Annotated in this window: 21 protein-coding genes; 9 read left to right on the top strand and 12 right to left on the bottom strand. The window is 63.8% G+C overall.

Annotated features, from left to right (window positions below; all coding sequences use genetic code 11):
• Positions 1 to 25: 25 nt before the first annotated feature.
• On the top strand, positions 26 to 1,237 hold the full coding sequence (locus CDO35_RS12875; RefSeq protein WP_099525116.1) for a PepSY-associated TM helix domain-containing protein: 1,212 nt from the start codon (positions 26 to 28) through the stop codon (positions 1,235 to 1,237).
• Here the strand turns inward: CDO35_RS12875 and CDO35_RS12880 are convergent.
• On the bottom strand, positions 1,220 to 1,954 hold the full coding sequence (locus tag CDO35_RS12880) for a substrate-binding periplasmic protein (protein ID WP_243699077.1): 735 nt from the start codon (positions 1,952 to 1,954) through the stop codon (positions 1,220 to 1,222). The two genes, CDO35_RS12875 and CDO35_RS12880, sit on opposite strands and share 18 nt — an antisense overlap.
• Positions 1,955 to 2,004: 50 nt before the next feature.
• Positions 2,005 to 3,450 carry a cardiolipin synthase gene (gene cls / locus CDO35_RS12885; protein WP_099525118.1) on the bottom strand — a complete coding sequence of 482 codons (1,446 nt, stop codon included), beginning with the start codon at positions 3,448 to 3,450 and terminating at the stop codon, positions 2,005 to 2,007.
• Positions 3,451 to 3,732: 282 nt separating this feature from the next.
• On the opposite strand from cls, the gene CDO35_RS12890 reads away from it, so the two are divergent.
• Complete coding sequence (locus CDO35_RS12890; RefSeq protein ID WP_099525119.1) at positions 3,733 to 5,400, top strand: BCCT family transporter; 1,668 nt, start codon at positions 3,733 to 3,735, stop codon at positions 5,398 to 5,400.
• Positions 5,401 to 5,508: 108 nt separating this feature from the next.
• Here the strand turns inward: CDO35_RS12890 and CDO35_RS12895 are convergent, their stop codons facing one another.
• Entirely contained in the window at positions 5,509 to 6,897 is a 1,389-nt protein-coding gene (locus CDO35_RS12895; RefSeq protein ID WP_099525120.1) for an L-serine ammonia-lyase, read from the bottom strand.
• A gap of 183 nt (positions 6,898 to 7,080) precedes the next feature.
• On the opposite strand from CDO35_RS12895, the gene CDO35_RS12900 reads away from it, so the two are divergent.
• Complete coding sequence (locus CDO35_RS12900; protein ID WP_099525121.1) at positions 7,081 to 7,983, top strand: LysR family transcriptional regulator; 903 nt, start codon at positions 7,081 to 7,083, stop codon at positions 7,981 to 7,983.
• Positions 7,984 to 8,061: 78 nt separating this feature from the next.
• Here CDO35_RS12900 and CDO35_RS12905 read toward each other — a convergent pair whose 3' ends face one another.
• Positions 8,062 to 8,223 (bottom strand): DUF2986 domain-containing protein, encoded by a 162-nt coding sequence (locus tag CDO35_RS12905; protein WP_099525122.1) that lies wholly within the window; start codon positions 8,221 to 8,223, stop codon positions 8,062 to 8,064.
• Positions 8,224 to 8,516: 293 nt separating this feature from the next.
• On the opposite strand from CDO35_RS12905, the gene CDO35_RS12910 reads away from it, so the two are divergent.
• Complete coding sequence (locus CDO35_RS12910) at positions 8,517 to 9,761, top strand: hypothetical protein (protein WP_143507334.1); 1,245 nt, start codon at positions 8,517 to 8,519, stop codon at positions 9,759 to 9,761.
• A 112-nt stretch (positions 9,762 to 9,873) separates the two neighbouring features.
• On the opposite strand, the gene CDO35_RS12915 is transcribed toward CDO35_RS12910, so the two are convergent.
• Both CDO35_RS12915 and CDO35_RS12920 read right to left on the bottom strand, forming a co-directional pair.
• On the bottom strand, positions 9,874 to 10,581 hold the full coding sequence (locus CDO35_RS12915) for a 3'-5' exonuclease (RefSeq protein ID WP_099525124.1): 708 nt from the start codon (positions 10,579 to 10,581) through the stop codon (positions 9,874 to 9,876).
• Positions 10,578 to 12,497 (bottom strand): DUF294 nucleotidyltransferase-like domain-containing protein, encoded by a 1,920-nt coding sequence (locus CDO35_RS12920; protein WP_099525125.1) that lies wholly within the window; start codon positions 12,495 to 12,497, stop codon positions 10,578 to 10,580. The genes CDO35_RS12915 and CDO35_RS12920 overlap by 4 nt, the downstream gene beginning before the upstream one ends.
• 91 nt (positions 12,498 to 12,588) lie before the next feature.
• Between CDO35_RS12920 and CDO35_RS12925 the strand changes: the two genes are divergently transcribed.
• Positions 12,589 to 13,155 (top strand): LemA family protein, encoded by a 567-nt coding sequence (locus tag CDO35_RS12925; protein ID WP_099525126.1) that lies wholly within the window; start codon positions 12,589 to 12,591, stop codon positions 13,153 to 13,155.
• Between the two features lie 2 nt (positions 13,156 to 13,157).
• Complete coding sequence (locus CDO35_RS12930; RefSeq protein ID WP_099525127.1) at positions 13,158 to 15,086, top strand: DUF2207 domain-containing protein; 1,929 nt, start codon at positions 13,158 to 13,160, stop codon at positions 15,084 to 15,086.
• Between the two features lie 7 nt (positions 15,087 to 15,093).
• On the opposite strand, the gene CDO35_RS12935 is transcribed toward CDO35_RS12930, so the two are convergent.
• The 5 genes from CDO35_RS12935 to folE2 are packed head-to-tail and all read right to left on the bottom strand — an operon-like array spanning position 15,094 to position 18,528.
• Positions 15,094 to 16,431, bottom strand: coding sequence for a dihydroorotase (locus CDO35_RS12935; RefSeq protein ID WP_099525128.1), 1,338 nt, complete (start codon positions 16,429 to 16,431; stop codon positions 15,094 to 15,096).
• On the bottom strand, positions 16,428 to 16,988 hold the full coding sequence (locus CDO35_RS12940; RefSeq protein WP_074938559.1) for a gamma carbonic anhydrase family protein: 561 nt from the start codon (positions 16,986 to 16,988) through the stop codon (positions 16,428 to 16,430). The genes CDO35_RS12935 and CDO35_RS12940 overlap by 4 nt, the downstream gene beginning before the upstream one ends.
• Entirely contained in the window at positions 16,985 to 17,218 is a 234-nt protein-coding gene (gene yidD, locus CDO35_RS12945; protein ID WP_099525129.1) for a membrane protein insertion efficiency factor YidD, read from the bottom strand. The genes CDO35_RS12940 and yidD overlap by 4 nt, the downstream gene beginning before the upstream one ends.
• Entirely contained in the window at positions 17,215 to 17,634 is a 420-nt protein-coding gene (gene hisI, locus CDO35_RS12950; RefSeq protein ID WP_099525130.1) for a phosphoribosyl-AMP cyclohydrolase, read from the bottom strand. Before hisI ends, yidD begins: the two co-directional genes overlap by 4 nt.
• Positions 17,635 to 17,637: 3 nt before the next feature.
• Positions 17,638 to 18,528 carry a GTP cyclohydrolase FolE2 gene (gene folE2, locus CDO35_RS12955; protein ID WP_099525131.1) on the bottom strand — a complete coding sequence of 297 codons (891 nt, stop codon included), beginning with the start codon at positions 18,526 to 18,528 and terminating at the stop codon, positions 17,638 to 17,640.
• 71 nt (positions 18,529 to 18,599) lie between these two features.
• On the opposite strand from folE2, the gene dksA reads away from it, so the two are divergent.
• The 3 genes from dksA to CDO35_RS12970 are packed head-to-tail and all read left to right on the top strand — an operon-like array spanning position 18,600 to position 20,887.
• Positions 18,600 to 19,022, top strand: a complete 423-nt coding sequence (gene dksA, locus CDO35_RS12960; RefSeq protein WP_099525132.1) for an RNA polymerase-binding protein DksA — start codon at positions 18,600 to 18,602, stop codon at positions 19,020 to 19,022.
• Between the two features lie 15 nt (positions 19,023 to 19,037).
• Positions 19,038 to 20,243 carry a zinc metallochaperone GTPase ZigA gene (gene zigA, locus CDO35_RS12965; protein ID WP_099525133.1) on the top strand — a complete coding sequence of 402 codons (1,206 nt, stop codon included), beginning with the start codon at positions 19,038 to 19,040 and terminating at the stop codon, positions 20,241 to 20,243.
• A complete protein-coding gene (locus CDO35_RS12970) occupies positions 20,243 to 20,887 on the top strand; it encodes a DUF1826 domain-containing protein (protein WP_099525134.1) in 645 nt (214 codons plus the stop codon). The genes zigA and CDO35_RS12970 overlap by 1 nt, the downstream gene beginning before the upstream one ends.
• A 355-nt stretch (positions 20,888 to 21,242) precedes the next feature.
• Here CDO35_RS12970 and CDO35_RS12975 read toward each other — a convergent pair whose 3' ends face one another.
• On the bottom strand, positions 21,243 to 21,593 hold the full coding sequence (locus CDO35_RS12975) for an NADH:ubiquinone oxidoreductase (RefSeq protein WP_099525135.1): 351 nt from the start codon (positions 21,591 to 21,593) through the stop codon (positions 21,243 to 21,245).
• Positions 21,594 to 21,682 lie beyond the last annotated feature (89 nt).

Consider the following 21,682-nt stretch of genomic DNA (forward strand, 5'->3'; position numbering starts at 1 on the left):
GCCCTGTCGTCGATGAGAGATTTCGATGCGCCCGATTCTGGTACTGCTGCACCGCTGGTGTGGCCTGTTCATCGCCCTGTTTCTGTTCACCGCCGGCTTGACCGGCGCTGTCATTTCCTGGGATCACGAACTGGACGAATGGCTCAACCCGCACCTTTTCGACGCGCAAAGCGCAGGGCCAGCGCAGGACCCGCTGCAGCTGGTCGATGCCTTGGAGGCGAGCGACCCACGTCTGCAGGTGAGCTTCATGCCGCTGGCGCTGGAGCCTGGCCATGCACTGGGGATCTTCGTCGACCCGCGTATCGATCCGGCCACCGGCAAGGCCTTTGATCTGGGCTTCAATCAGATGGGCATCGACCCGGTGAACGGCGATATCCAGGGGCAACGTGAGTGGGGGGCGATCTCCCTGAGCCGGGAGAACTTGCTGCCGTTTCTCTACAAACTGCACTACAGCCTGCACATCCCGGATGGCTTCGGTATCGAGCTGGGCGTGCTGTTCTTCGGCATCGTCGCCATCGTCTGGTGTCTCGATTGTCTGGTCGCGCTGTGGCTGTCGTTCCCCAACCTGCGTAGCTGGCGCAAGTCGTTCGCCTTCCGCTGGCGTCAGGGCGGCTACAAGCTCAACTTCGACCTGCACCGCTCCGGCGGCGTGTGGATCTGGCTGCTGCTGCTGATCCTCGCTGTCACCTCGGTATCGATGAACCTCGAACGCCAGGTGGTGCGTCCGCTGGTGGAGCTTTTCTCGCCGCTGACGCCAAGCCCTTTCGCCAGTCGCACACCGGTGACCCTGGACGAGCAGATCGTGCCGCAGATCGACCGCCGCCAGGCCATCGCCATTGCCGACGCAGAAGCGCGGCGGCTGGGGTGGCAGGCGCCTGCCGCCGGGCTGTTCCACTCGGCGGAGTTCGGTGTCTACGGCGTCGGCTTCTACGAGTTGGGCGATGACCATGGCGATGCCGGGCTGGGCAATCCCTGGATCTACGTCGACAGCCGCAGTGGCGAACTGGCCGGTGCGCATGTGCCGGGCACCGGCAGTGCCGGGGATATCTTCCTGCAGGCGCAATTCCCGCTGCACTCCGGGCGCATCATCGGTTTGCCGGGGCGGATTCTGGTGTCGTTGCTGGGCCTGGCTGTTGCGGCCTTGTCCGTGACCGGCGTGGTGATCTGGGCCAGGAAGCGTCGTTCGCGCGTGCTCGCCGAACAGCGCTTGCGCGGCGGCTCACAGGCCGTGGCGTAAACGCAGCGCTGCGACATGATCGGCTCGCTCCGTGAGGAAGCGATTGAACGCCTCGATCAGCTCGGGGTGGTTGATGCTCGACAGGTAGTAGTGATCCTCCACATGCGGCAGCTCCGGGTCGAACACCAGGCTGTCGGGCGCCATGCGCATTTGCCGGAGTTGGTGAGCGACTACCTTGGGGTTGAGGTAGACCGCGTCAACGCGGTCACTGGCGGCCATGCGCAGCAACGAGTCGATCTGGTTGGCCTGGATCAGGCGGATCCTGCCGGCGCGAATGTCCGCCAGGTAGGGCCAGGGCGTAAAGCCGTTTTGTGTGCCGAGCAGTTCGATACGTTGCTGGCCCTGACCGAGGTACCGCGGCTTGACCAGCATGCCGTCGACATAAGGCGCTGCCGGGTGGCTGTAGTGGATGTCGTGGCCGGCTTTCTGGTCGGCATTCCATTGCGGGTGATCGGGGAACTTGAGGTCGACCCGGCCGGACAGGAAATCGCCGAGCAGCCGTCTGACCGGCAGCGGTGTGTAGACGAAGCGATAGCCATACTCGGCGGCGAAGGCGTCCAGCAGGTCGCGGGCGTAGCCGCGGTACTCACCGTTCTCCACGTCGGAATACGGCTGATAGGGCTGCAGTTCGACGCCGACGCGAATGTCCTCCTGCGCGGCGACGGGCAGGGCGAGCAGGCAGAGCAGCAGGGCAAAGCACTTGGTCATGGTAGGCATGGGTCTCGCTGACAGCTAACAGCGGCTGGCACCCTAACCATAGCTGTGCCTCAGAGAATCGGCGAGATCAGCCTTGCTACGCGCATGCCCAGTTGTTGCAGGCGGTGCAGGTTGCGCCGGTCGGCGTTGACCAGCTCGCGCGAGCGGCTGAAGTCGTCTTCCAGCATGGCGGCGACCTGAGCGTTGAAGCCCTCGTCGAAGGTCAGCAGGCTGACCTCGAAATTCAGGCGGAAGGAGCGATTATCCAGGTTGGCGCTGCCCAGCATGCTGACATCGTGATCGATCAGCAAAGCCTTCTGGTGCAGAAAGCCCGGCTGGTAGCGAAAGATGCGCACGCCTGCGCGCAAGGCTTCGAAGGCGTACAGGCTGGAGGCGGCGTAGACGATGCGATGGTCCGGGCGTGCCGGTAGCAGCAGGCGCACGTCGACGCCGCGCATCACTGCCAGGCGCAGTGCGGCGAACAGCGCCTCGTCGGGCACGAAGTAGGGGCTGCTCAGCCAGATCCGCTCGCGCGCTGCATGAATCGCCTCGACGAACAGCAGTGAGCAGGTCTCTTGCGGGTCGGCCGGGCCGCTGGCGACCACCTGGCAGAGCAGGCCGGGTTCGTCCTGCTTGCTCGGCATCAGCAGCGGTGGCAAGCGTTTGCAGGCCCAGTACCAGTCTTCGGCGAAAGCTTCCTGCAGGCTGGCCACCACCGGGCCGCGCACCTCGACATGGGTGTCGCGCCAGGGCGCCAGCGGCGGCTTCTGGCCGAGGTATTCGATGCCGACGTTGAGTCCGCCGAGAAAGCCGATCTCACCGTCGACCACGACGATCTTGCGGTGGTTGCGAAAATTCAGCTGAAAGCGATTGAGCAGCCCGGAGCGCGTGGGGAAGGCGTGTATCTGTACGCCACCGCGGCGCAGGCGGTCGATGAAGGCGGCGGACAGCGAATGGCTGCCGACACCGTCATACAGCACATGCACCTGTACGCCAGCGGCGGCGCGCTCCAGCAGTACGTCTTGCAGGCGGCGGCCGAGGCGGTCGTCGCGAATGATGAAGAACTGCAGCAGGATCACCTGCTGGGCGCCGGCCAGGGCGTTGAAGATCGCCGCGAAGGTGGCCTCGCCATCGATCAGCAAGTCGACGCGGTTGCCGGTCAGGCCAGGCAGATGCGACAGACGCGGCAGTGCACGCAGGCGGTCGTAGGCGGGCGACAGGTGCGCGGCCTTGGCTTCCTCGACCCAGGGGCGCCAGTCCTGCTCGGCCATGGCGTGGTGCATTTCCTTGTCGGCCTGACGCCGCGCCTTGACGTAGGCATCGAAGCGGCTGCGGCCGAACACCAGGTACGGCAGCAGCGTCAGGTAGGGCATGAAGAATAGCGACAGCCCCCAGGCCAGCGCACCCTGGGCGGTGCGCACGGTGAGCACGGCGTGGATCGCGGCGAGCACGCCAAGGGCATGAATGGTGGCGATCAGGTAGGCAAACAGGTGGGGAATGCCGAAATCGGCAGGCATGCAGGCTCTTCCTTTCACAGGCTGTGTGCAACTGACTGCGGCGGTTGCAGGGCGTTCTGCGTACATCCTGCCACGCTGGGTCCTGGTGTGGCAGTGCCGGGCAAATTGCCACCTTTCAGGGAATTATTCGGGACTCTCATGTGTCTGTGAGTCTGAGTGAGCGGAATTCATGTGTTACCCTTTCCGGTTCGACCCGCCTGTGGGTCGTCTTTAATTGGAGGAGGGCATCCGTCCTGTTCACGCTCGTCTAGCGAGTCAAACGCATCAAGGAGCACGCCACGTATGGGAAACGTCCCTTCGCATGACACGACCCCGCCATCCGCAGCGGAAACCCACGAGGGCATCCCGGCACCGTCCGGTGAGGCCAATCTGATCGACACCGATTACGTCATCGGTCAGGACAACATCAAAGGGCAGTTCGTTTTCGCCCTCGACATCCACGGCAAGGTCTTCACCATCTCCGCGCTGGTCGCGGTGATCTTCGTGATCCTCGCCCTGGCTCTGCAGAACCAGATCGAGCCGCTGTTCAGCGGCCTGCGCGACTGGCTCACCCACCACATGGCCTGGTTCTTCATCGGCGCCGCCAACATCTTCGTCGTCCTCTGTATCGGGCTGATCCTGTCGCCATTGGGCAAGGTGCGCATCGGTGGCAAGGACGCGACCCCCGACTACACCTACATGGGCTGGTTCTCCATGCTGTTCGCCGCCGGTATGGGTATCGGCCTGATGTTCTACGGCGTGTCCGAGCCCATGTCGCACTACAGCGCGGCGATGGGTGGTATCACCGTCGGTGAGGATGGCGTGCGTACCGACTGGGCACCGCTTGGCGGCGCTGCCGGCAACGCAGAAGAAGCCGTGCGTCTGGGCATGGCTGCGACCATCTTCCACTGGGGCCTGCACCCCTGGGCGATCTACGCCATCGTCGCCCTGGCACTGGCGCTGTTCTCGTTCAACAAGGGCCTGCCGCTGTCGATCCGTTCGATCTTCTACCCGATTCTCGGTGAGCGCGTCTGGGGCTGGCCTGGGCATATCGTCGACATCCTCGCGGTGTTCGCCACCCTGTTCGGTCTGGTCACCTCGCTGGGCCTGGGCGCGGAGCAGGCGGCTGCGGGTGTGGAGTACCTGTTCGGTATCCCGGCGACGGACACCACCAAGGTGCTGCTGATCATCGCTATCACCCTGATCGCCCTGGCTTCGGTAGTCGCCGGTCTCGACAAGGGCGTTAAGCGCCTGTCGGAAATCAACATGGGCCTGGCCATGGCCCTGTTGTTGTTCATCATCATCGCCGGGCCGACCCTGGTGATCTTCACCGACTTCTTCAAGAACCTCGGCGCTTACCTGCAGTACCTGCCGGCGCTGTCCAACCCGATTGGTCGTGAAGATGCCAACTTCAGCCAGGGCTGGACTGCCTTCTACTGGGCCTGGTGGATCAGCTGGTCGCCGTTCGTCGGCATGTTCATCGCCCGCGTCAGCCGTGGTCGCAGCGTGCGTGAGTTCCTCGTCGCCGTGCTGCTGGTGCCGTCGCTGGTGTCGGTGCTGTGGATGACCGCCTTCGGTGGTACTGCTATCAACCAGCTGCTGGTCGATGGTTTCACCGGTGCGCAGGAAGCTGGCCTGGAGCTGAAGCTGTTCAGCATGCTCGGTGAAATGCCGCTGACCGGTATCACCTCGTTCATCGGCATCGTGCTGGTGGTGGTGTTCTTCATCACTTCGTCGGACTCGGGCTCCCTGGTGATCGACACCATCACCGCCGGCGGCAAGGTCAACGCACCGGTACCGCAGCGTGTGTTCTGGGCCAGCATCGAAGGCGTGATCGCCATCGCCCTGCTGCTCGGCGGCGGTCTGGTGGCGCTGCAGGCCATGGCCGTATCGACCGGTCTGCCGTTCACCATCGTGCTGCTGGTGGGCTGTATTTCCATCGTCAAAGGCCTGATGAGCGAGCCGCGTTAAGCGACGAACGACCCTCTCCCATGGACGGGAGCGGGTCGTTCCGGCCATAAATGAAAACGCCGCGAACCTGTCAGGGTCCGCGGCGTTTTCGTATCTGGCGGTCGTGCATCAGCACTCGATGATATTTACCGCCAGGCCGCCACGGGCGGTTTCCTTGTACTTGGTCAGCATGTCCGCGCCGGTCTCGCGCATGGTCTTGATTACCTTGTCGAGGCTCACGTAGTGCGAGCCGTCGCCGTACAGCGCCATGCGCGCGGCGTTGATGGCCTTCACCGAGGCGATGGCGTTGCGCTCGATGCAGGGGATCTGCACCAGGCCGCCGACCGGGTCGCAGGTCAGGCCCAGGTGATGTTCCATGCCGATTTCCGCCGCGTTCTCGACCTGCTCCGGGGTGCCGCCCAGAACAGCACACAACGCACCGGCCGCCATCGAACAGGCCACGCCGACTTCACCCTGGCAACCGACTTCGGCGCCGCTGATCGAGGCGTTTTCCTTGTAGAGGATGCCGATGGCGCCAGCGGTGAGCAGGAAATCGATGATGCCGCGGTCGCTGGCGCCGGAAATGGCGTTGGCGTAGTAGTGCAGCACGGCCGGGATGATGCCGGCGGCGCCGTTGGTGGGCGCGGTGACCACGCGGCCACCGGCGGCGTTTTCCTCGTTCACCGCCAGGGCCCAGAGGTTGACCCAGTCGAGCATGCGCAGCGGGTCTTCCAGGTAGCTGCGCTGGAAGCCGCCCAGCTTGCGCGCCAGGATCGCGGCGCGGCGACGTACCTTGAAGCCGCCCGGCAGGATGCCTTCGGTGCGGCAGCCACGGTCGACGCAGGCCTGCATCACCTTCCAGATTTCCAGCAGGCCGGCATCGGTCTCTTCGTCGCTGCGCCAGTGGCGTTCGTTGCGGCGCATCACCTCGGCAATGCCGATGCCGTTCTCGCGCGCCAGGCGCAGCAGGTCGGCACCACTGCTGAACGGCAGCGGCAGGCTGGTGGCATCCGGGGCGATGACCTTGTGCTTGGAGCCGTCGGCGAGGATCGCCTCGCTGACCACGAAGCCGCCACCCACCGAGTAATAGGTGGCTTCGTGCACCTGAATGCCGGCGGCATCGAAGGCGGCGAAGCGCAGGCCGTTGGCATGCAGCGGCAGCGCCTTGCGGAACATCTTCAGGTCGGCCTTCTCGTCGAAGGCGACAGAGTGCTTGCCGGCCAGAACGATGCGCTTGTCGCGGCGGATGGCCTCGATGTAGCCCGGAACCTGGTCCACGTCGACGGTATCCGGCTCATGGCCGCTGAGGCCGAGCAGCACCGCCTTGTCACTGCCGTGGCCCTTGCCGGTGGCGCCCAGCGAGCCGTACAGCTCGGCGGCGACACGGGTCACCTGCGGCATGTGATCGTGGTTTTCCAGCGCATGGGTGAACAGCGCGGCCGCCCGCATCGGGCCGACGGTGTGGGAACTGGAGGGGCCGATACCGACTTTGAACAGGTCGAAAACGCTGATAGCCATGGCGAGATTCTTCTTCTGTGGGCACGGCTGAAAACCCGGTTTTCAGCGATGCCTGTATGTGGGTGAACCACGCGCCCGGTTCAGCGCGTGTGGATATCTCTATCTAAGGCTGGTCATATCATTATGTATACTGATTTATTTTTAACCTATTCGTTAGCGACCCTTAACTATTGAGATCGCGTCATGGACATCACCCGCCTGCGCACCCTGCGTGAACTGGCCCGCTGCCGCACCATGGCCGCTGCTGCCGAGTCGCTGCACCTGACGCCCTCGGCGGTTTCGCAGCAGGTGTCCCAGCTCGAACGCGAAGCGGACATGGCGCTGATCGAACGGCGCGGGCGCGGTGTGGTGCTGACCCCGGCCGGCGAGCGCCTGGTGGCGCATGCCGAGCGCATCCTCATGGTGCTCGACGAAGCGCGCTCGGAGCTGGCGCTGCTACGCGGCGAAATCGCCGGTGAATTGCGTGTGGCGGCTTTCCCCTCGATTGCCGTGGCGGTAATCGCGGAAACCGTGCGCGCGTTGCGCAGCGCCTACCCGCGGCTGAACGTGGTGGTATTGGAACTGGAACCGCAGGAAAGCCTCAGCGCCCTCGGCGCCTGGCAGATCGACGTGGCGGTGATCGACGACCTCGCCGTGCAGCCCGACGAAAACCGCGAGAACTACGCGCTGATTCCCCTGACTCAGGACCAGCTGCACGTTCTGCTGCCCATCGACCATGCCCTGGCCCGGCGCGACAGCCTGACCATCGCCGAGCTGCGCGACGAAGCCTGGGCGCTGGACTCCACCGGCAGCTCGTTTGGCGAATTCATCACCAACCTGTGCCGCCGCTCGGGCTACGCGCCGCGCATCAATGCCCACTGCGCCGGCTTCGAGATGGTCGCGGCCATGGTCGCCTCGGGCAACTCCATCTCCATCGTCTCCGGCCTGCGCCTGGTACGAACGCTACCCGGCGTCACCGCCGTGCCGCTGCTGCCGGCTATCCAGCGCGGCGTCTTCCTCGCCTACCGCAAGGGCGAGCGCGATCACCCGGCGGTGAACGTGTTTCTTGATGAGGCGGTTTATACGGCGGACAAGGTGCTGGGTTAGCCCGTTCGTGTGATAGGGGCTTTAGCCGCGATGCTCTTGGCTTTTCGATGGGGCCCACATCATCCGCCTATCCGACTTTTACTCCACGGGCCCGAGAGCCTCTTGAGCCGCTTCAGCCTCCAACTTCGCCCTGTCAGCCTTGCTGATGTACTTGGGTTTGTTGCTTCTGGGCGCGAGCTTGGCATTGGCCTTCTTGGCGTGAGCTTCGAGCAGTTGTTTGATCTTCTTGCGGCGATTCATGGTGTGTGTCTGCGCTGTCCTAAATTGATGGTAGCCACGCGTTGGGTGTGAACGATCAAATGTGTCGCCACGTAAGATGGATGTATTTTGTTCATCCACCATTTATGCGGTGTATGTCCGGGCTAATTGCTAGAGGCTTGCCGATGTCCATAAGAACTCTATCCCATTGGGTTGATCGCCTGCTGAGCGGGCCAACCACTATCGAGTGCCCACATATGGAGATACTAGGGTACGACCATGAGCCTCCGGTATTTACCGGGCCAGGGCAAATCGCTATCGATACAAGCACACACATGCACTTCGCTATGCACGGTACGCCTCGCGATGGCTCCGATGCGTTTCGCAAGATTGTGGATGCACAGAAAAATCCCTATGACGGACTGCGCCAATTCAGGTTGACGGCGGTTGACTATGAGGGTACCGAATGGTCGGGTGGCTGGACGAAGCTGCATACCGGTGCAGAAACGAAAGGTATCTGGCGCCTCTCCGGCCCGATTCACAGTCTACAGACTGACACTACCGGCTTTGGTGTGGCAGAGAAGCCAGGTGTGGAGTTGGTGTATGACAGACCGTTGCGCCTTCCCATCCCCATGAACATGGTTAAGACCGTACAGCGAGGAGACGAAGAGGTGCTCTGGTCGCGTAGTAGAGGTACGCAGACCATCGGAGTTTTGGATGCGACCATCGAGTTCTTCCAATCGGCAGAGCATGAACATCTCTGGGCTGTCGCGGAGGCGACTACTGATTTCCCGCATCCATATCTGGAAAACTGGCTCAGCGAGCCGCTTAGCTTGCTGCTGGGGGAAATCGTTTACCCGAGACTTAAAGCACGAAACTTTGGTGATGGCAGGGCATTCATTAGCCTTCGGCCAATATCGGTGCGTTCGGCCACTTCGCTGGCTGGCAGCATGCTGCGCGAAGATCCACGTGTGAACGCCGAGCGATTTTGGAACCTATACCGAGACATCCTTATCATCGTGTCAACAGCTAGAGATTCCAGTGGACATCATAATTTTGAGGCACATCCCCTCACGCGCTATTACTGGGAAATAATTCAAGCAACTCAAGGTTCTAATTGGGTTTTGTGCATGACCTTGGCTAGTACGGTAGAGGGCATCATGAAGACGATGTTCTCAGAGTTAGAGCGTAAGTCGGATCAAGACGACTCAGCAGTTAATAGCCTCAAGAAAGTCATCGCAGAGTGGACGGGCGCCAAAAATCTTCGCAGCCAGGTTCTGCAGTATTTAGATCGCTTTAAGGTAAAGGGTACTAACAGCCTGCTGAAGTCGATGATAGGTACTAATGGCATTACGTCGGAGCAGGTCGAGGCGTGGATCAAACTGCGTAACTCATCCATGCACGGTGACATGGTGATGCCGTGGTCAGATAAAGAGCAAGATGTCCGCATCAATAACCTTATCGAGCTGACACATCGCCTCAGTGAGGCATATATCAAACGTGAGTTGAATAACCGCGGGTTCGATGGAGCCCCCACTCCGTGTGGGTCCCCCGTTTGCGATGCTCCGTCTCGTGTCTGAAGGGTTGGAGCCTGTATAAAATGAAGTGGATGTAGGGCCAGGGAACGATCAAGAAGCCAAAAGCTTCGCGGATAAATCCGCTCCTACAAAGTGTGGGGGGCTCGGGTCGGGTCTAGCCCCAGACCGCCCCCACTGGCGTATGCGCCGGATAGTGCCTCGCTACCTGCGCCTGTAGCAGCTCGCCACAGGCCAGCGCGTCGGTCAGCGCATGGTGTGCCGAGTACAGCGGCAGACCGTAGCGCAGGCGACTGTCGGCCAGGCGGATGGAGGTGGGCTGGCGGCCGCGCAGGCGGTCCCACCAGCTTACGGTGCGCTTGGGGTGCAGGCGGGCTTCCAGTTCCATGGTGTCGATGGTGGGGAAGATCAGCCCTTCGCCCAGGTGTTGGCGCACGGCCTGGTCGAGGAAGCTGCGTTCGATATTTCGGTAGTGCACCACCACCACCTTGCCGGCCAGAGCTTCCAGCAGCTCCTCGAGCACACTGGCCAGGCGCGGGGCGTGGCGGATGTCGCTGTGGGTAATGTGGTGGAAGGTGACCGACTCGGCACTCAACTCGCTGGTTGGTTTGACCACCCAATAGCGGGCTTCTGCGCAGCGGATGCGTTGCAGGCTCAGTGGCACCAGGCCAAGGCTGACGATGGCATGTTCACGCGGGTCGAGGCCGGTGGTTTCCACGTCCAGTGCTACCAGCGGCACTTCCGCCAATGGCGTATCGGCGGCGACGCAGCCGGCGCCGTAGAAGGCACGCAGGCGCGGGTCGCGGCTGCTGTCGGCGAGGCTGGCAAACAGTTGCGGCCAGTCCTGGGCCGCGCGCTCGTTCATCGCGGGCGGCTCGCTGGCTGTGCGGGGTAGCGAAAGCGCAGGAATTTCTGCGCGTTGCTGATCACCTGGAAGGCTTCCTTGAGGTGCTGGCGTTCGCTGGCGCTGAACTGTTCCGGCTCGATGTAGTTGCTCGGCGCGTTGCCGGCCTCGACTTCACGGGCCTGGTGGCGCACGCGTACCAGGCTGAGGAACTCGAAGGCGTAACGCAGGTGCTCCAGGGCCTCCTTGGGCAGCAGCTTGGTGGCGGCGATGGCGTCGAGACGATCCAGCGAGTTCTGCGCCTTGGAGCCACAGGCCAGGGCGTGCACGCGGATCAGGTCGGTGAGTGGCGCGGTGCCGCGGCCCTTGAGGTTGATGATGTTGCGGTGGCGGCCGTCGGTTTCCATCACGAAGGTGCGGAAGAAGCCTAGCGGCGGCGTGCGGTTGAGTGCATTGCGCGCCAGAGCGGCAAGGAAGGCTGGGCTGGTGCTGGCCTTCTGCGCCAGCAGATCCTTGAGGTTTTCCACCAGCTCGGTTTCGCCATAGAGGCCGTCGAGGTCGAAGAAGATGCTGGCGTTGAGCAGGGTTTCCGGATTGGGCCGTTCGATCCACTCGCTGAAGTAGTGCCGCCATACCTTCAGCGGCTGCCGCCACTTGGGGTTGGTGGCCATGATGCCGCCCTTGCAGTAGCTGTAGCCGCAGGCGGCCAGGCCGTCGGTGACGAACTGCGCCAGTTCGGCGAAGTAGGCGTCGTGTTCGTCCGCATCGAAGCTATCGTCGAGCACCAGGGCGTTGTCCTGGTCGGTGAGCAGCAGTTGCTCATCGCGGGCCATGGAGCCTGCGACCATGAAGCAGTAAGGCACTGGCGGCGGACCGAGCTTCTGTTCGGCCAACTCCAGCAGGCGCTGGCTGAAGGCGCGGCCGATGCCGCTCATGGCGCTGCCGACCATATGTGCGCTGGCATCGTCGGCGACCATCCGTACGAAGGTGGCGCGCAGATCCGGCAGCAGGCTCTTGAGCCCCTCCACCGAGGTCTTGTTGAAGATGCCGTTGACCAAGTACAGGCTGCTGCGTGACTCGTAGCGGATGATGTCGGCCAGCGCCACCACGCCCACCGGGCGGCGGCGATGCAGCACCGGCAGGTGGTGGATGTTGTTGCGCAGCATGCACAGCATGGCCTCGAACACCGAGTCGTCGGCCTGCAGGGTGATGGGGTTAGGCGTCATGATCTGGCTGACCGGGGTGTCGCTGGCCAGGCCGGCGGCGACCACTCGGGTGCGCAGGTCGCGGTCGGTGAGGATGCCGGCCATCACCTGGTTCTGCTGCTCGGCGACATCTACCTGGTTCGGGTCAGGCCAGCGCGTGCCGGGATCGACGACGATCACCGAGGACACGCTGTGTTCGGTCATCACCTGCGCCACCTGCTGGATCGGTGTATCCAGCGGCACGCTGACCGCACCGCGCGAGATCAGCTTGCGCACCTTGATCTTCATCAGCTCGCTGGCCTTGCCATGGCTGTCTTCCAGGGCGGACTTGAGGCGCGACTGGCCTTCGGCCTCGACGAAGTCGGCGAAACTGTCGAACTGATCGCAGAGCTGTTGAAACAGGGGGCCGGGGATGAAGTAGATCAGGCAATCTTCCAGTGCCGTGGCGCCCAGACGCACCTTGTTGCCGCGCAGCAGGCCGGCCTGGCCGAAGATGTCGCCCTCGGTCAGGCGGTTGTGCAGCTCGCCGCCACGCCGGTGGATTTCCACCGCGCCGCTGCGCACGTAGTGCAACTCGTGGATCGGCGCAGCGACGGCGAGGATTTCGCTGCCGGCCTTGAAGTAACCCACTTGCACCTGGCGGGCGATCTCGTCGAGAGTCTGCTCCGGCAGAGTGTCGAACGGGGCGAAGCGATTCAGGTGGTCGCGGATCTCGATCAACTCGATCTGCATGCGGGCCTCGCTGACTGGCTGGCACTACAGGATACGGGCTGCCACGATGTCAGTGCAAAGCGGGCGGCCATGGGCCAAACAAGGAGAGGCTATGCAGGTTTCAGGATTTTGGTGGCTGGTGGGCGCGCTGCTGGTGCTCGGCGGTGCCGTGGTTTTCCACTACAACCGCCTGGTGTTCAACCGCCACCGCGTGGCGGAAGCCGCCAGCGGCATCGATGTGCAGCTCAAGCGCCGCTCCAGCCTGATTCCGGCGCTGGTGGAATGTGTGCGCCAATACATGGGCTACGAGCAGAGCACGCTGCAGGCGTTGGTGCAGGAGCGCATGCGAGCGGTGCAACTGGCGGATTCGCCGCTGGCCCAACGTGCGCCGGTAGAGACGCTGCTCAGTCATCAGCTACGCCAGCTGTTTGTGCTGGTCGAGGATTATCCGGAGCTCAGGGCTGACAGCCAGTTTCGTGAGCTGCAGGGCAACATCAGCGAGGTCGAGAACCATATCCAGATGGCTCGGCGTTACTACAACGGCGCGGTGCGTGAGCTGAACGTACTGGTCGAGTCGGTGCCGAGCAATCTGGTGGCACGGCTGTTCGCTTTTACCCAGGCCGAATATTTCACCCTGGATGACCCGCGTGAAGGCCAGTCGCCGAAGATGGAGTTCTGAGCATGCAAGGGTGGTTGCGTGGCCTGTTGCTTAGCTGTTTTCTGCTGCCCGGCCTGGTGTTGGCACAGGAGGCCATCGAAGATTTTGCCGTCACCCTGCAGGTCGAGGCCGACGGCAATCTGCTGGTCACCGAACGGATTACCGTACGCGCCGAGGGCCAGGATATTCGTCGTGGCATCTACCGCGATCTGCCGGTCAGTTATGCGCTGCCGATGGGGTTGGAGCAGAGTAGCCCGATCACCCTGCTGAACGTGACCCGCGACGGCCGTAAGGAACCTGTGCGCACCGAGCGCAATGGCGCCTGGGTGCGCTATTACCTCGGCTCGGCTGGCGTCCTGCTCGATCCGGGGCGTTATCGCTACGAATTGCGCTATCGAGTCGAGCGGGCGTTGTTGCATCACGCCGACAGTGACGAGCTGTACTGGAACGTCACGGGCAACGGCTGGATATTTCCCATTCGCCAGGCTTCGGTCGAGGTTCGCCTGCCTGAAGGCGCACAGATTGGCCAACTGGCCGCTTACACCGGCGCCCAAGGTGATCAGGGCCAGGGCTTCCAGATTGTCGAACGCGGCGATGATCACCTGCGCCTGGCCACCACTGCGGAGCTTCCCGCCCACCACGGCCTGACGATAGCCGTGGATTGGCAGGCTGGGCTGGTGCCGCGGCCAAGCGGCTTGGATAACGTCAAACGTGCGCTCCTGGACAACCTTGGTGTGGGCGTTGGCACGCTGCTGCTGATCGGCCTACTGCTGTTCTATCTGAACGCCTGGCATCGCGTCGGCCGCGACCCGCGCAAGGGCGTGATCATCCCTTTGTTCGAAGGGCCGGCGGGCATGAGTGCGGTGCAGGCCGGTTACCTCTGGCATCGCGGTCTGCGCGGAGGCTTCTCAGCGGCGCGGGCATTCAGCGTGTGGCTGACCGACATGGCAATCCGTAAGCATCTGCGTATCGAAGACAGGCCGCGCAGCGGTTTTATCCTGTCGCGCGCTGGTGTGCGAGGCGATCTGAATGGGCAGGATCGTGAGTTGAGCGACCGTCTATTCAAGGCCGACAAGGAGGATGGTTCGATCGCTATCGGCAAGAAATACGAGCCTCGCCTCGCTGACACGCTGAGCACGTTGGAAAACCAGCTGAAGCAGCAGGGCAAGGCCTGGTTCAGCAACAACCGTGGCACCTGGGCCTTGGGCTTGCTGTGGGCCCTGCTCGGGAGTGCGGTGATGCTGGTGATGGGCAGCCATGGCGATGATTTCGCCACCGGTATGGCAGGGTTGGTGTTTGGCCTGGGCTTTGGCGTGCCGACGCTGATCATGTTCAACCTGGCGCGGCGGCAGCCGAGCTTGGGCAAGAAACTTCCCTTGTTCTTCGCCGCACTGATGTTCGCCTGGCCGGTGCCGGTGGGGCTGTTGATGATTGCCGAGGCAGCTTCCCTGCCGGTTCTGCTGCTGATCGTGCTGTATGCCGCGTTGGTGGTGGTTTTCTATTACCTGATGCCGGCCCCGACCCTGGAAGGGCGGCGCCTGCTCGATGCGCTGGAAGGCTACCGCGACTATCTGCAACTGGCCGAGAGCGACGTTCTGGCGCTGGCGGGTGATGCGCCGGCGATGAGCATCGCCCTGTACGAACGCCATCTGCCCTTCGCAATGGCCCTGGGCGTCGAGGACAAGTGGAGCGCGCGCTTCAGCGCGGCACTGGCCAGCGGCCTGATCGACCCCGAGCAGCGCGATTATCAACCGACCTGGTATCACAGTCGCAGTAGCTACAGTTCCCCGCAGGCGATGAGCAGTGCCCTGGCGGCCGGCCTCAGCAGCGTTACGGCGTTGGCGTCGACGCCCCCGCAGTCGAGCAGCTCTTCGGGCGGCGGTGGTGGTGGATCTTCAGGTGGCGGCTCTTCCGGCGGTGGCGGCGGAGGAGGCGGCGGCGGGGGGTGGTAGTACAGCCTCAATCGCGCCGATATCGCAGCGGCAAGCCCTGGCAATCGTCTTGCACCTGGCCGGCGTGCCAGGCCAGTTGCCCGGAGACGAAGGTGCTGCGCACAGCATGACGGAAGCTGCGGCCCTGGAACGGCGTCCAGCCGCAGTGGGCGAGGATCGGGTCGGCCGCCACCGGGCGTGGCTCGGTCAGGCGTTCGACCAGGGTCAGGTCGGCCCAGTAGCCTTCGCGCAGGTAGCCGCGCTGCTCGATGGCGAAACGTTCGGCTACGGCGTGGCTGGTCTTTTCCACCAGCAGGGGCAGTGGCAGCAGGCTGTCGGCTACCAGCTCCAGCAGTGACGGCAGGGCGTGCTGTACCAGCGGCAGGCCGGATGGCGCCTGCATATAGGGGCGCTGCTTTTCCTCCCAGGTATGCGGCGCATGATCGGTGCCGATGATGTCCAGCCGGCCACACAATAGCGCCTGGCGCAGGGCGTCACGGTCGGCCTGGGACTTGATCGCCGGGTTGCATTTGATCAGGTGGCCGAGCGCTGCGTAGTCGCGCTCATCGAAGTACAGATGATGGGCACAGACCTCCGCGGTGATCTGCTTGCCGGCCAGCGGGCCAGACTGGAACAGGCTCAGCTCGCGGGCTGTGGTCAGGTGCAGCACATGCAGGCGTGTGCCGTAGCGACGCGCCAGGCTCACGGCCAGGCTGGAGGACTGGTAGCAGGCCTCGGCGTCGCGAATCAGCGGGTGCTGTTCTGCGGGAATCTCATCGCCATATTGCGCCTGCCACTGCGCCTCGCGTTCGCGGATGCGCGGGGTGTATTCGCAGTGGGTGAGCAAAATGGTCGGGCAGTCGCGGAACAGCCGTTCCAGCGCCGGCAGGTCGTCGACCAGCATGTTGCCGGTGCTGGCACCCATGAACACCTTCACCGCCGCTACGCGGTTAGGGTCGAGCGCGGCGACGGTGTCGAGGTTGTCGTAGCTGACGCCGAAGTGGAAGCCGTAGTTGACCTTCGAGCAGCTGGCGGCGCGTTGTTCCTTGGCCGCCAGGGCTTCCAGCGTCAGGGTTGGCGGGTTGGTGTTGGGCATGTCCATGACGCTGGTGATACCGCCGGCCACCGCCGCCCGCGATTCCGTGGCAAAGCTACCCTTGTGCGGCGCGCCGGGGTCGCGAAAGTGCACCTGGTCATCGATCATGCCCGGCAGCAGGTACTGCCCGGCGGCGTCGAGCAGGTCCTCGCCGGGCTGGTGGGCGAGGCTGCTGGCGATGGCGTCGATGCGTCCATGGCGGATGCGTAGGTCGGCCTCGAACACGCGGCCCTCGTTGACCAGGCGGGCGTTACGGATCAGCACGGTCAGAACTCGTTCTGCAGGGCTTTGTAGCCCCGCACCAGGTCGATGTTGGTGCGGGCCACGTCCTCGGAGAACTCGCTGGCCGAGACGCTGACGCGCGGCAGGCTGGCCAGGTCAGTCTTCGGTCCGATGCGTTGGGTGGAGGTGACGTGGAAGCCTGCCGGCAGGTCGCAACCGTCGACCACGGCGTTGTGCCGCACCACGCAGCCATCGCCGACGGCGCAGTTGAACAGCACGCTGTTGAAACCGATGAACACGCGATTACCGACGCTGCATGGGCCGTGGATGATCGAGCGATGGGCGATGGATGTGTGCTCGCCGATGGTCACCGCTGCGCCGGACTTGGAGTGGATCACCACGCCGTCCTGGATGTTGGAGTTGGCGCCGATGACGATGGGCTGCATGTCGCCGCTGGCGTCCACCTCGTCGGCGCGGATCACCGCGTAGGGGCCGACGAAGACGTTGTCATGGATGATCACCTTGCCGCAGATGATGGCGGTCTTGTCGACATAGGCGGATTCGGCGATGACCGGCAGGTGGCCGGACGGATTCTTGCGGATCATGGTCGCTCCTTGGGCGAGGGTTCGGGCACCGGGTCGTAGCCGCCCGGATGCCAGGGGTGACAGCGCAGCAGCCGGCGCAGGCTCAGCCACAGGCCGCGTAGCAGGCCGTGCTTTTCCAGGGCTTCGACGGCGTAGTGCGAGCAACTGGGGTGAAAGCGGCAGCGCGGCCCGAGTAGCGGGCTGATCAGATACTGGTAGAAACGCACCAGGGCGATGGCCAGACGCTTCATGCTGGGCCGCTCACGGCCACGCGCAGCTGTTCGCCGTCGAGATCGTTGTAGAAACAGTTGGGTCGGCCGGTATGGCAGGCCGGGCCGAGTTGCTCGACCTTGATCAGCAGGGCGTCGCCGTCACAATCGAGGTGCGCGCTGAGCAAGCGCTGGCGATGGCCGCTGGTTTCGCCCTTGCGCCACAGTTGTTGGCGCGAGCGCGACCAGTAGCAGACCTGGCCGCTGGCCAGGGTTTCCTGCAGCGCGCTGCGATTCATCCAGGCCAGCATCAGCACCTCGCCGCTGTCGTGGCGCTGGGCGATCACCGGGATCAGCCCGGCGTCGTTCCAGGCGATGGCCTCCAGGGCCTCACTCAGCGCCACGGTGTGGCCGGCGTCGGCGGATTCCAGCTGCAACCAGAAGGCGTCGGCAGTCATGGCTCAGCTCCAGTTCCAGCGGCTTTGTGCCACTGCGTCGTGGGCGTGCAGGCTTTCCGCGTGTACGACCTTGAGGTGGAAGCCGCTGGCTTGCGGCAATTGGCACAGGGCGCGGTGCAGGCGGCGTGCGGCGTCTTCGCAGAACATCAGGTTCTGCCCGTTGGCGAGGGCGAAGGCCTGTTCGTCAGCGCGCTTCACCGCGGTCTGTACCGGCGTGCCGAGGGCCTGTTCGGCGCTGTCGATCAACTCCAGTACGGGCAGTTCGACGCAGCCCGGTGCCAGGCGCAATTGCAGGGTCGCCGTGCTGCGCTGGCTGTGCGGGGTGGCGACGATACCCTGAGTCGAACCGAGCCAGTCGAGCACGCTGGAGTAATCCACCTGCTGATCGGGAAAGTCCCAGGCGAAGCGTTGCTGGATCAACTGCCGTGCCAGCGCTGCCGAGCAAGGGCAGGTGGACGAGTAGCTGACCTCGACCTGCAATTCGATGTTCACGCCACGGCCGTCCTGCCGGGCGCGCAGTTCGAAGGGGTAGCCCTTCCAACCACTCAACGGGCTGACCAGCGCCGGACGCTTGAGTGGCACCTCGCCGCGCAGCGTCAGGGTGGCGCTGTCGGACAGCTCCTGGTGGCTGCTCAGGCAGTCGTCCAGCACCTGCAGCACTGCCGGCACGTTCAATGGCTGATGCACTAGACGCTGCGCCGCCAGGTACAGGCGCGACATGTGGATGCCGCGCGCGCCGGCATCTTCGAGGCTCACGCCGATATCGACGCTGGCGGTCACGGCGGCGTCCGCCAAACGAATGGGCAGGGCGATGCCGGCCATGCCGACCCAGTCCAGCGGCAGGTCATGGTGGGTGGCTTGGGCGGCAATATCCGGCAGAGGCTGTTCGTTCATCGTAAATCCGTGGGTGGCGATCAGAAATAAATGTTATGTTATAACAATTAAAACAAGCCAGCCGATTTGCCATGACCTTGACCGCGACTACCGAAGCCGAACTGCTGGCTCAGCCAGCCGACGACTACATGAACGACGCCCAGCAGCAGTTCTTTCGCGAGCTGCTGCTAACCCAGCGAGCCGAGTTGCAGGCGCGCATCGAGGAGGAATTCACCGAGCTGCGCCAACCCGAGATCAGCAGCGATGTCGCCGATATCGGCGCCGCCGAGGAGCAGCGCCAGTGGCAGCTGCGCCTGCTGGAGCGGGAAAAGAAGCTGCTGGACAAGATCGACCAGGCGCTCGAACGCCTGGCGCGTGGCGAATACGGCTGGTGCGCCGAGACCGGCGAACCCATCGGCCTCAAGCGCCTGCTGCTGCGCCCCACCGCGACCCTGAGCATCGAAGCCAAGGAGCGTCAGGAGCAGCGCGAAAAACATCAGCGTGACCGTGACTGAACGAGGAACACCCCCATGAATCAGCGTCTACCCGTTACCGTGCTGTCCGGCTTTCTTGGCGCCGGCAAGAGCACCCTGCTCAACCATGTGCTGAAGAACCGCGAAGGCCGCAAGGTCGCGGTAATCGTCAACGACATGAGCGAAATCAACATCGACGGTGCCACCGTCCAGCAAGACGTCAGCCTCAACCGCGCCGAAGAGAAGCTGGTGGAGATGAGCAACGGCTGCATCTGCTGCACCCTGCGTGAAGACCTGCTCGACGAGGTCAGCCGTCTGGCCAGCGAAGGCCGCTTCGACTATCTGCTGATCGAATCCACCGGCATCAGCGAACCGCTGCCGGTGGCCGAAACCTTCACTTTTCGCGACGAGCAGGGCCGCAGCCTGTCCGACCTGGCGCGACTGGACACCATGGTCACGGTGGTCGACGGAGTGAACTTCCTGCGCGATTTCCATGAGGCAGACAGCCTGGCCAGCCGTGGCGAAACCCTCGGCGAGGAGGACGAGCGTTCGATCACCGACCTGCTGATCGAGCAGGTGGAGTTCGCTGACGTCATCCTCATCAGCAAGATCGACCTGATCAGCCAGGCCGAGCGCGAGGAGCTGATGGCCATCCTCCGTGGGCTCAACACCCACGCCGACATCCAGGCCATGAGCATGGGCCAGATCGCCCTGGACAAGATCCTCGACACTGGCCGCTTCGACTTCGACCGCGCCTCGCAGGCACCGGGCTGGCTCAAGGAGCTGCGCGGCGAGCACGTGCCGGAAACCGAGGAATACGGCATCGCCTCCAGCGCTTACCGCGCGCGCCGGCCGTTCCATCCGCAGCGCTTCTTCGACTTCCTCTCGCAGGAATGGCGCAACGGTCGTCTGCTGCGCTCCAAGGGCTTTTTCTGGCTGGCCAGCAAATACCAGGAGGCCGGCAGTTGGTCGCAGGCCGGTGGGCTGATGCGCCACGGCCTGGCCGGGCGCTGGTGGCGCTTCGTGCCCAAGCAGCACTGGCCGCAGGACGAAGAAGGCCTGCAGACGATCATGCAGCACTGGAGTGCCGAGGTTGGCGACTGCCGCCAGGAGCTGGTGTTCATCGGCCAGAACATCGACTTCCCGCAGTTGGTACGTGAGCTGGACGACTGCCTACTGACCGACGCGGAAATGGCCGGCGGCCCGGATGCCTGGCGCCTGCTCGCTGACCCCTTCGGTGCCTGGCAGCAGGAGGCCGCCTGATGTTCGCCCTGCAGTTGCCGAACCTTTCCCGGCAGGTGCTGGGCGAGGATATCCAGGTGCTGGGCGAGGTGCTGCACGACGGCGTCAATCTGGCCGTCTGGCAGCGTCGCCTGCCGGCGCAGATCGCCGACTTCGCCGACGCGTTGTTGGCGCAAGGTGAGCCGCTGGCACAGTCCATGACCCTGGAGCTGCCGCGTGCGGACAGCGAGCCAAATGTCGATGGCCTGGTGGCGCAGTACGCCGATCTGCCGGGCCAGGCGGCCTTTCTCGCCGACGTGGCGTGGCTGGTGCGCGCCTATGCCTGCCTGCTCGACGCGCAGCGCATCGGCCTGCGCCTGCGCGCGCTGGATAAGGCCATGTGCCCGCGCTTTCACGTCGACCATGTGCCGGTGCGGCTGATCACCAGCTATGCCGGTGTCGGCAGCGATTGGCTGGAGGAGGGCGTGATGCCGCGCAGCAAGCTCGGTCAGCCGGGTGCCGAGCCGCAGGACGAGGCGTTGATCCAGCGCCTCGACAGCGGCCATGTGGCGCTGGCCAAGGGCGAGAAATGGCATGGCAATGAGGGGCGCGGCTTGATCCACCGCTCGCCGCAGCCGCCGGTGGGTGAGCGACGTCTGTTGTTGACCCTGGATTGGCTAGCCTGAGTATCGCCCGCAAGCAGGCTCCTACAGGGGCGTTACGTAGGCTGCAGTACGCCAGCGTCCCGGATTGCATCCGGGTTATTCGCCAGCCTTAGCAGTGCCCGCAGGCAACAGTAGGAGCCCCGCCTCGGGGCGAAGCGGCCGTGGTTGTTCAGGAAGAATTGCGGTGTGAACACCATTCGCCGCGGGGCGCGGCTCCTACGAGACGCCATCCACTGCAATGGGGCATCACCAAAAAATAGGCCGGAGCGACTGCCCCGGCCTTAAGCACCAAGAGATCATGTCGACGCGTGACTCGACATGAGGGTTACGTGAGGTACCCGCAGTCATTAGGCGCTTGTTGGATGACGCTTTGATGTCAGGGCTTGATCCATGTGCCCTGATATTGCGTGGTGCAGGCTGGCTCCAGGTACAACGCGTCGCTGGCCACGCCGTAGTAGTGGATATCCTGCAGGTACATACCGCTACCGGCCCGCGCGTTCTGGCAGACGCCGTGGGCACCCTTGGGGCACTGCTCGACGAACTCCACCTCGACCGTCTGGCCTTGCAACTGTGGCTGGCAGAAACCGTCGCGAAACAGTGTGGCTGGGATGTTGCGATTTTCCTGGCAGACCTTCACGTCCAGGCGTTCGGCCTGGCTATGCACCACGCAGGCTTCGGCCAGGGCCAGGCCCGGCAGCAGGGAAAACAGCAACAGCCATGCACGCATCGTTTCGACTCCCGAAAAACTGCCGGCGAATCTAACATGCTGCTTCTTTGCAGTCTGTGCTGGCACTTGTCTGGCGAACCACCGAACAT

It is taken from the genome of Pseudomonas sediminis, assembly GCF_002741105.1.
Taxonomy (GTDB): Bacteria; Pseudomonadota; Gammaproteobacteria; order Pseudomonadales; family Pseudomonadaceae; genus Aquipseudomonas; species Aquipseudomonas sediminis.

Coding starts and splice junctions, on each gene's coding strand:
- CDO35_RS12875 (WP_099525116.1), top strand. CDS start 26: ATGCGCCCGATTCTGGTACTGCTGCACCGCTGGTGTGGCCTGTTCATC.
- CDO35_RS12880 (WP_243699077.1), bottom strand. CDS start 1,954: ATGCCTACCATGACCAAGTGCTTTGCCCTGCTGCTCTGCCTGCTCGCC.
- cls (WP_099525118.1), bottom strand. CDS start 3,450: ATGCCTGCCGATTTCGGCATTCCCCACCTGTTTGCCTACCTGATCGCC.
- CDO35_RS12890 (WP_099525119.1), top strand. CDS start 3,733: ATGGGAAACGTCCCTTCGCATGACACGACCCCGCCATCCGCAGCGGAA.
- CDO35_RS12895 (WP_099525120.1), bottom strand. CDS start 6,897: ATGGCTATCAGCGTTTTCGACCTGTTCAAAGTCGGTATCGGCCCCTCC.
- CDO35_RS12900 (WP_099525121.1), top strand. CDS start 7,081: ATGGACATCACCCGCCTGCGCACCCTGCGTGAACTGGCCCGCTGCCGC.
- CDO35_RS12905 (WP_099525122.1), bottom strand. CDS start 8,223: ATGAATCGCCGCAAGAAGATCAAACAACTGCTCGAAGCTCACGCCAAG.
- CDO35_RS12910 (WP_143507334.1), top strand. CDS start 8,517: ATGCACTTCGCTATGCACGGTACGCCTCGCGATGGCTCCGATGCGTTT.
- CDO35_RS12915 (WP_099525124.1), bottom strand. CDS start 10,581: ATGAACGAGCGCGCGGCCCAGGACTGGCCGCAACTGTTTGCCAGCCTC.
- CDO35_RS12920 (WP_099525125.1), bottom strand. CDS start 12,497: ATGCAGATCGAGTTGATCGAGATCCGCGACCACCTGAATCGCTTCGCC.
- CDO35_RS12925 (WP_099525126.1), top strand. CDS start 12,589: ATGCAGGTTTCAGGATTTTGGTGGCTGGTGGGCGCGCTGCTGGTGCTC.
- CDO35_RS12930 (WP_099525127.1), top strand. CDS start 13,158: ATGCAAGGGTGGTTGCGTGGCCTGTTGCTTAGCTGTTTTCTGCTGCCC.
- CDO35_RS12940 (WP_074938559.1), bottom strand. CDS start 16,988: ATGATCCGCAAGAATCCGTCCGGCCACCTGCCGGTCATCGCCGAATCC.
- yidD (WP_099525129.1), bottom strand. CDS start 17,218: ATGAAGCGTCTGGCCATCGCCCTGGTGCGTTTCTACCAGTATCTGATC.
- hisI (WP_099525130.1), bottom strand. CDS start 17,634: ATGACTGCCGACGCCTTCTGGTTGCAGCTGGAATCCGCCGACGCCGGC.
- folE2 (WP_099525131.1), bottom strand. CDS start 18,528: ATGAACGAACAGCCTCTGCCGGATATTGCCGCCCAAGCCACCCACCAT.
- dksA (WP_099525132.1), top strand. CDS start 18,600: ATGACCTTGACCGCGACTACCGAAGCCGAACTGCTGGCTCAGCCAGCC.
- zigA (WP_099525133.1), top strand. CDS start 19,038: ATGAATCAGCGTCTACCCGTTACCGTGCTGTCCGGCTTTCTTGGCGCC.
- CDO35_RS12970 (WP_099525134.1), top strand. CDS start 20,243: ATGTTCGCCCTGCAGTTGCCGAACCTTTCCCGGCAGGTGCTGGGCGAG.
- CDO35_RS12975 (WP_099525135.1), bottom strand. CDS start 21,593: ATGCGTGCATGGCTGTTGCTGTTTTCCCTGCTGCCGGGCCTGGCCCTG.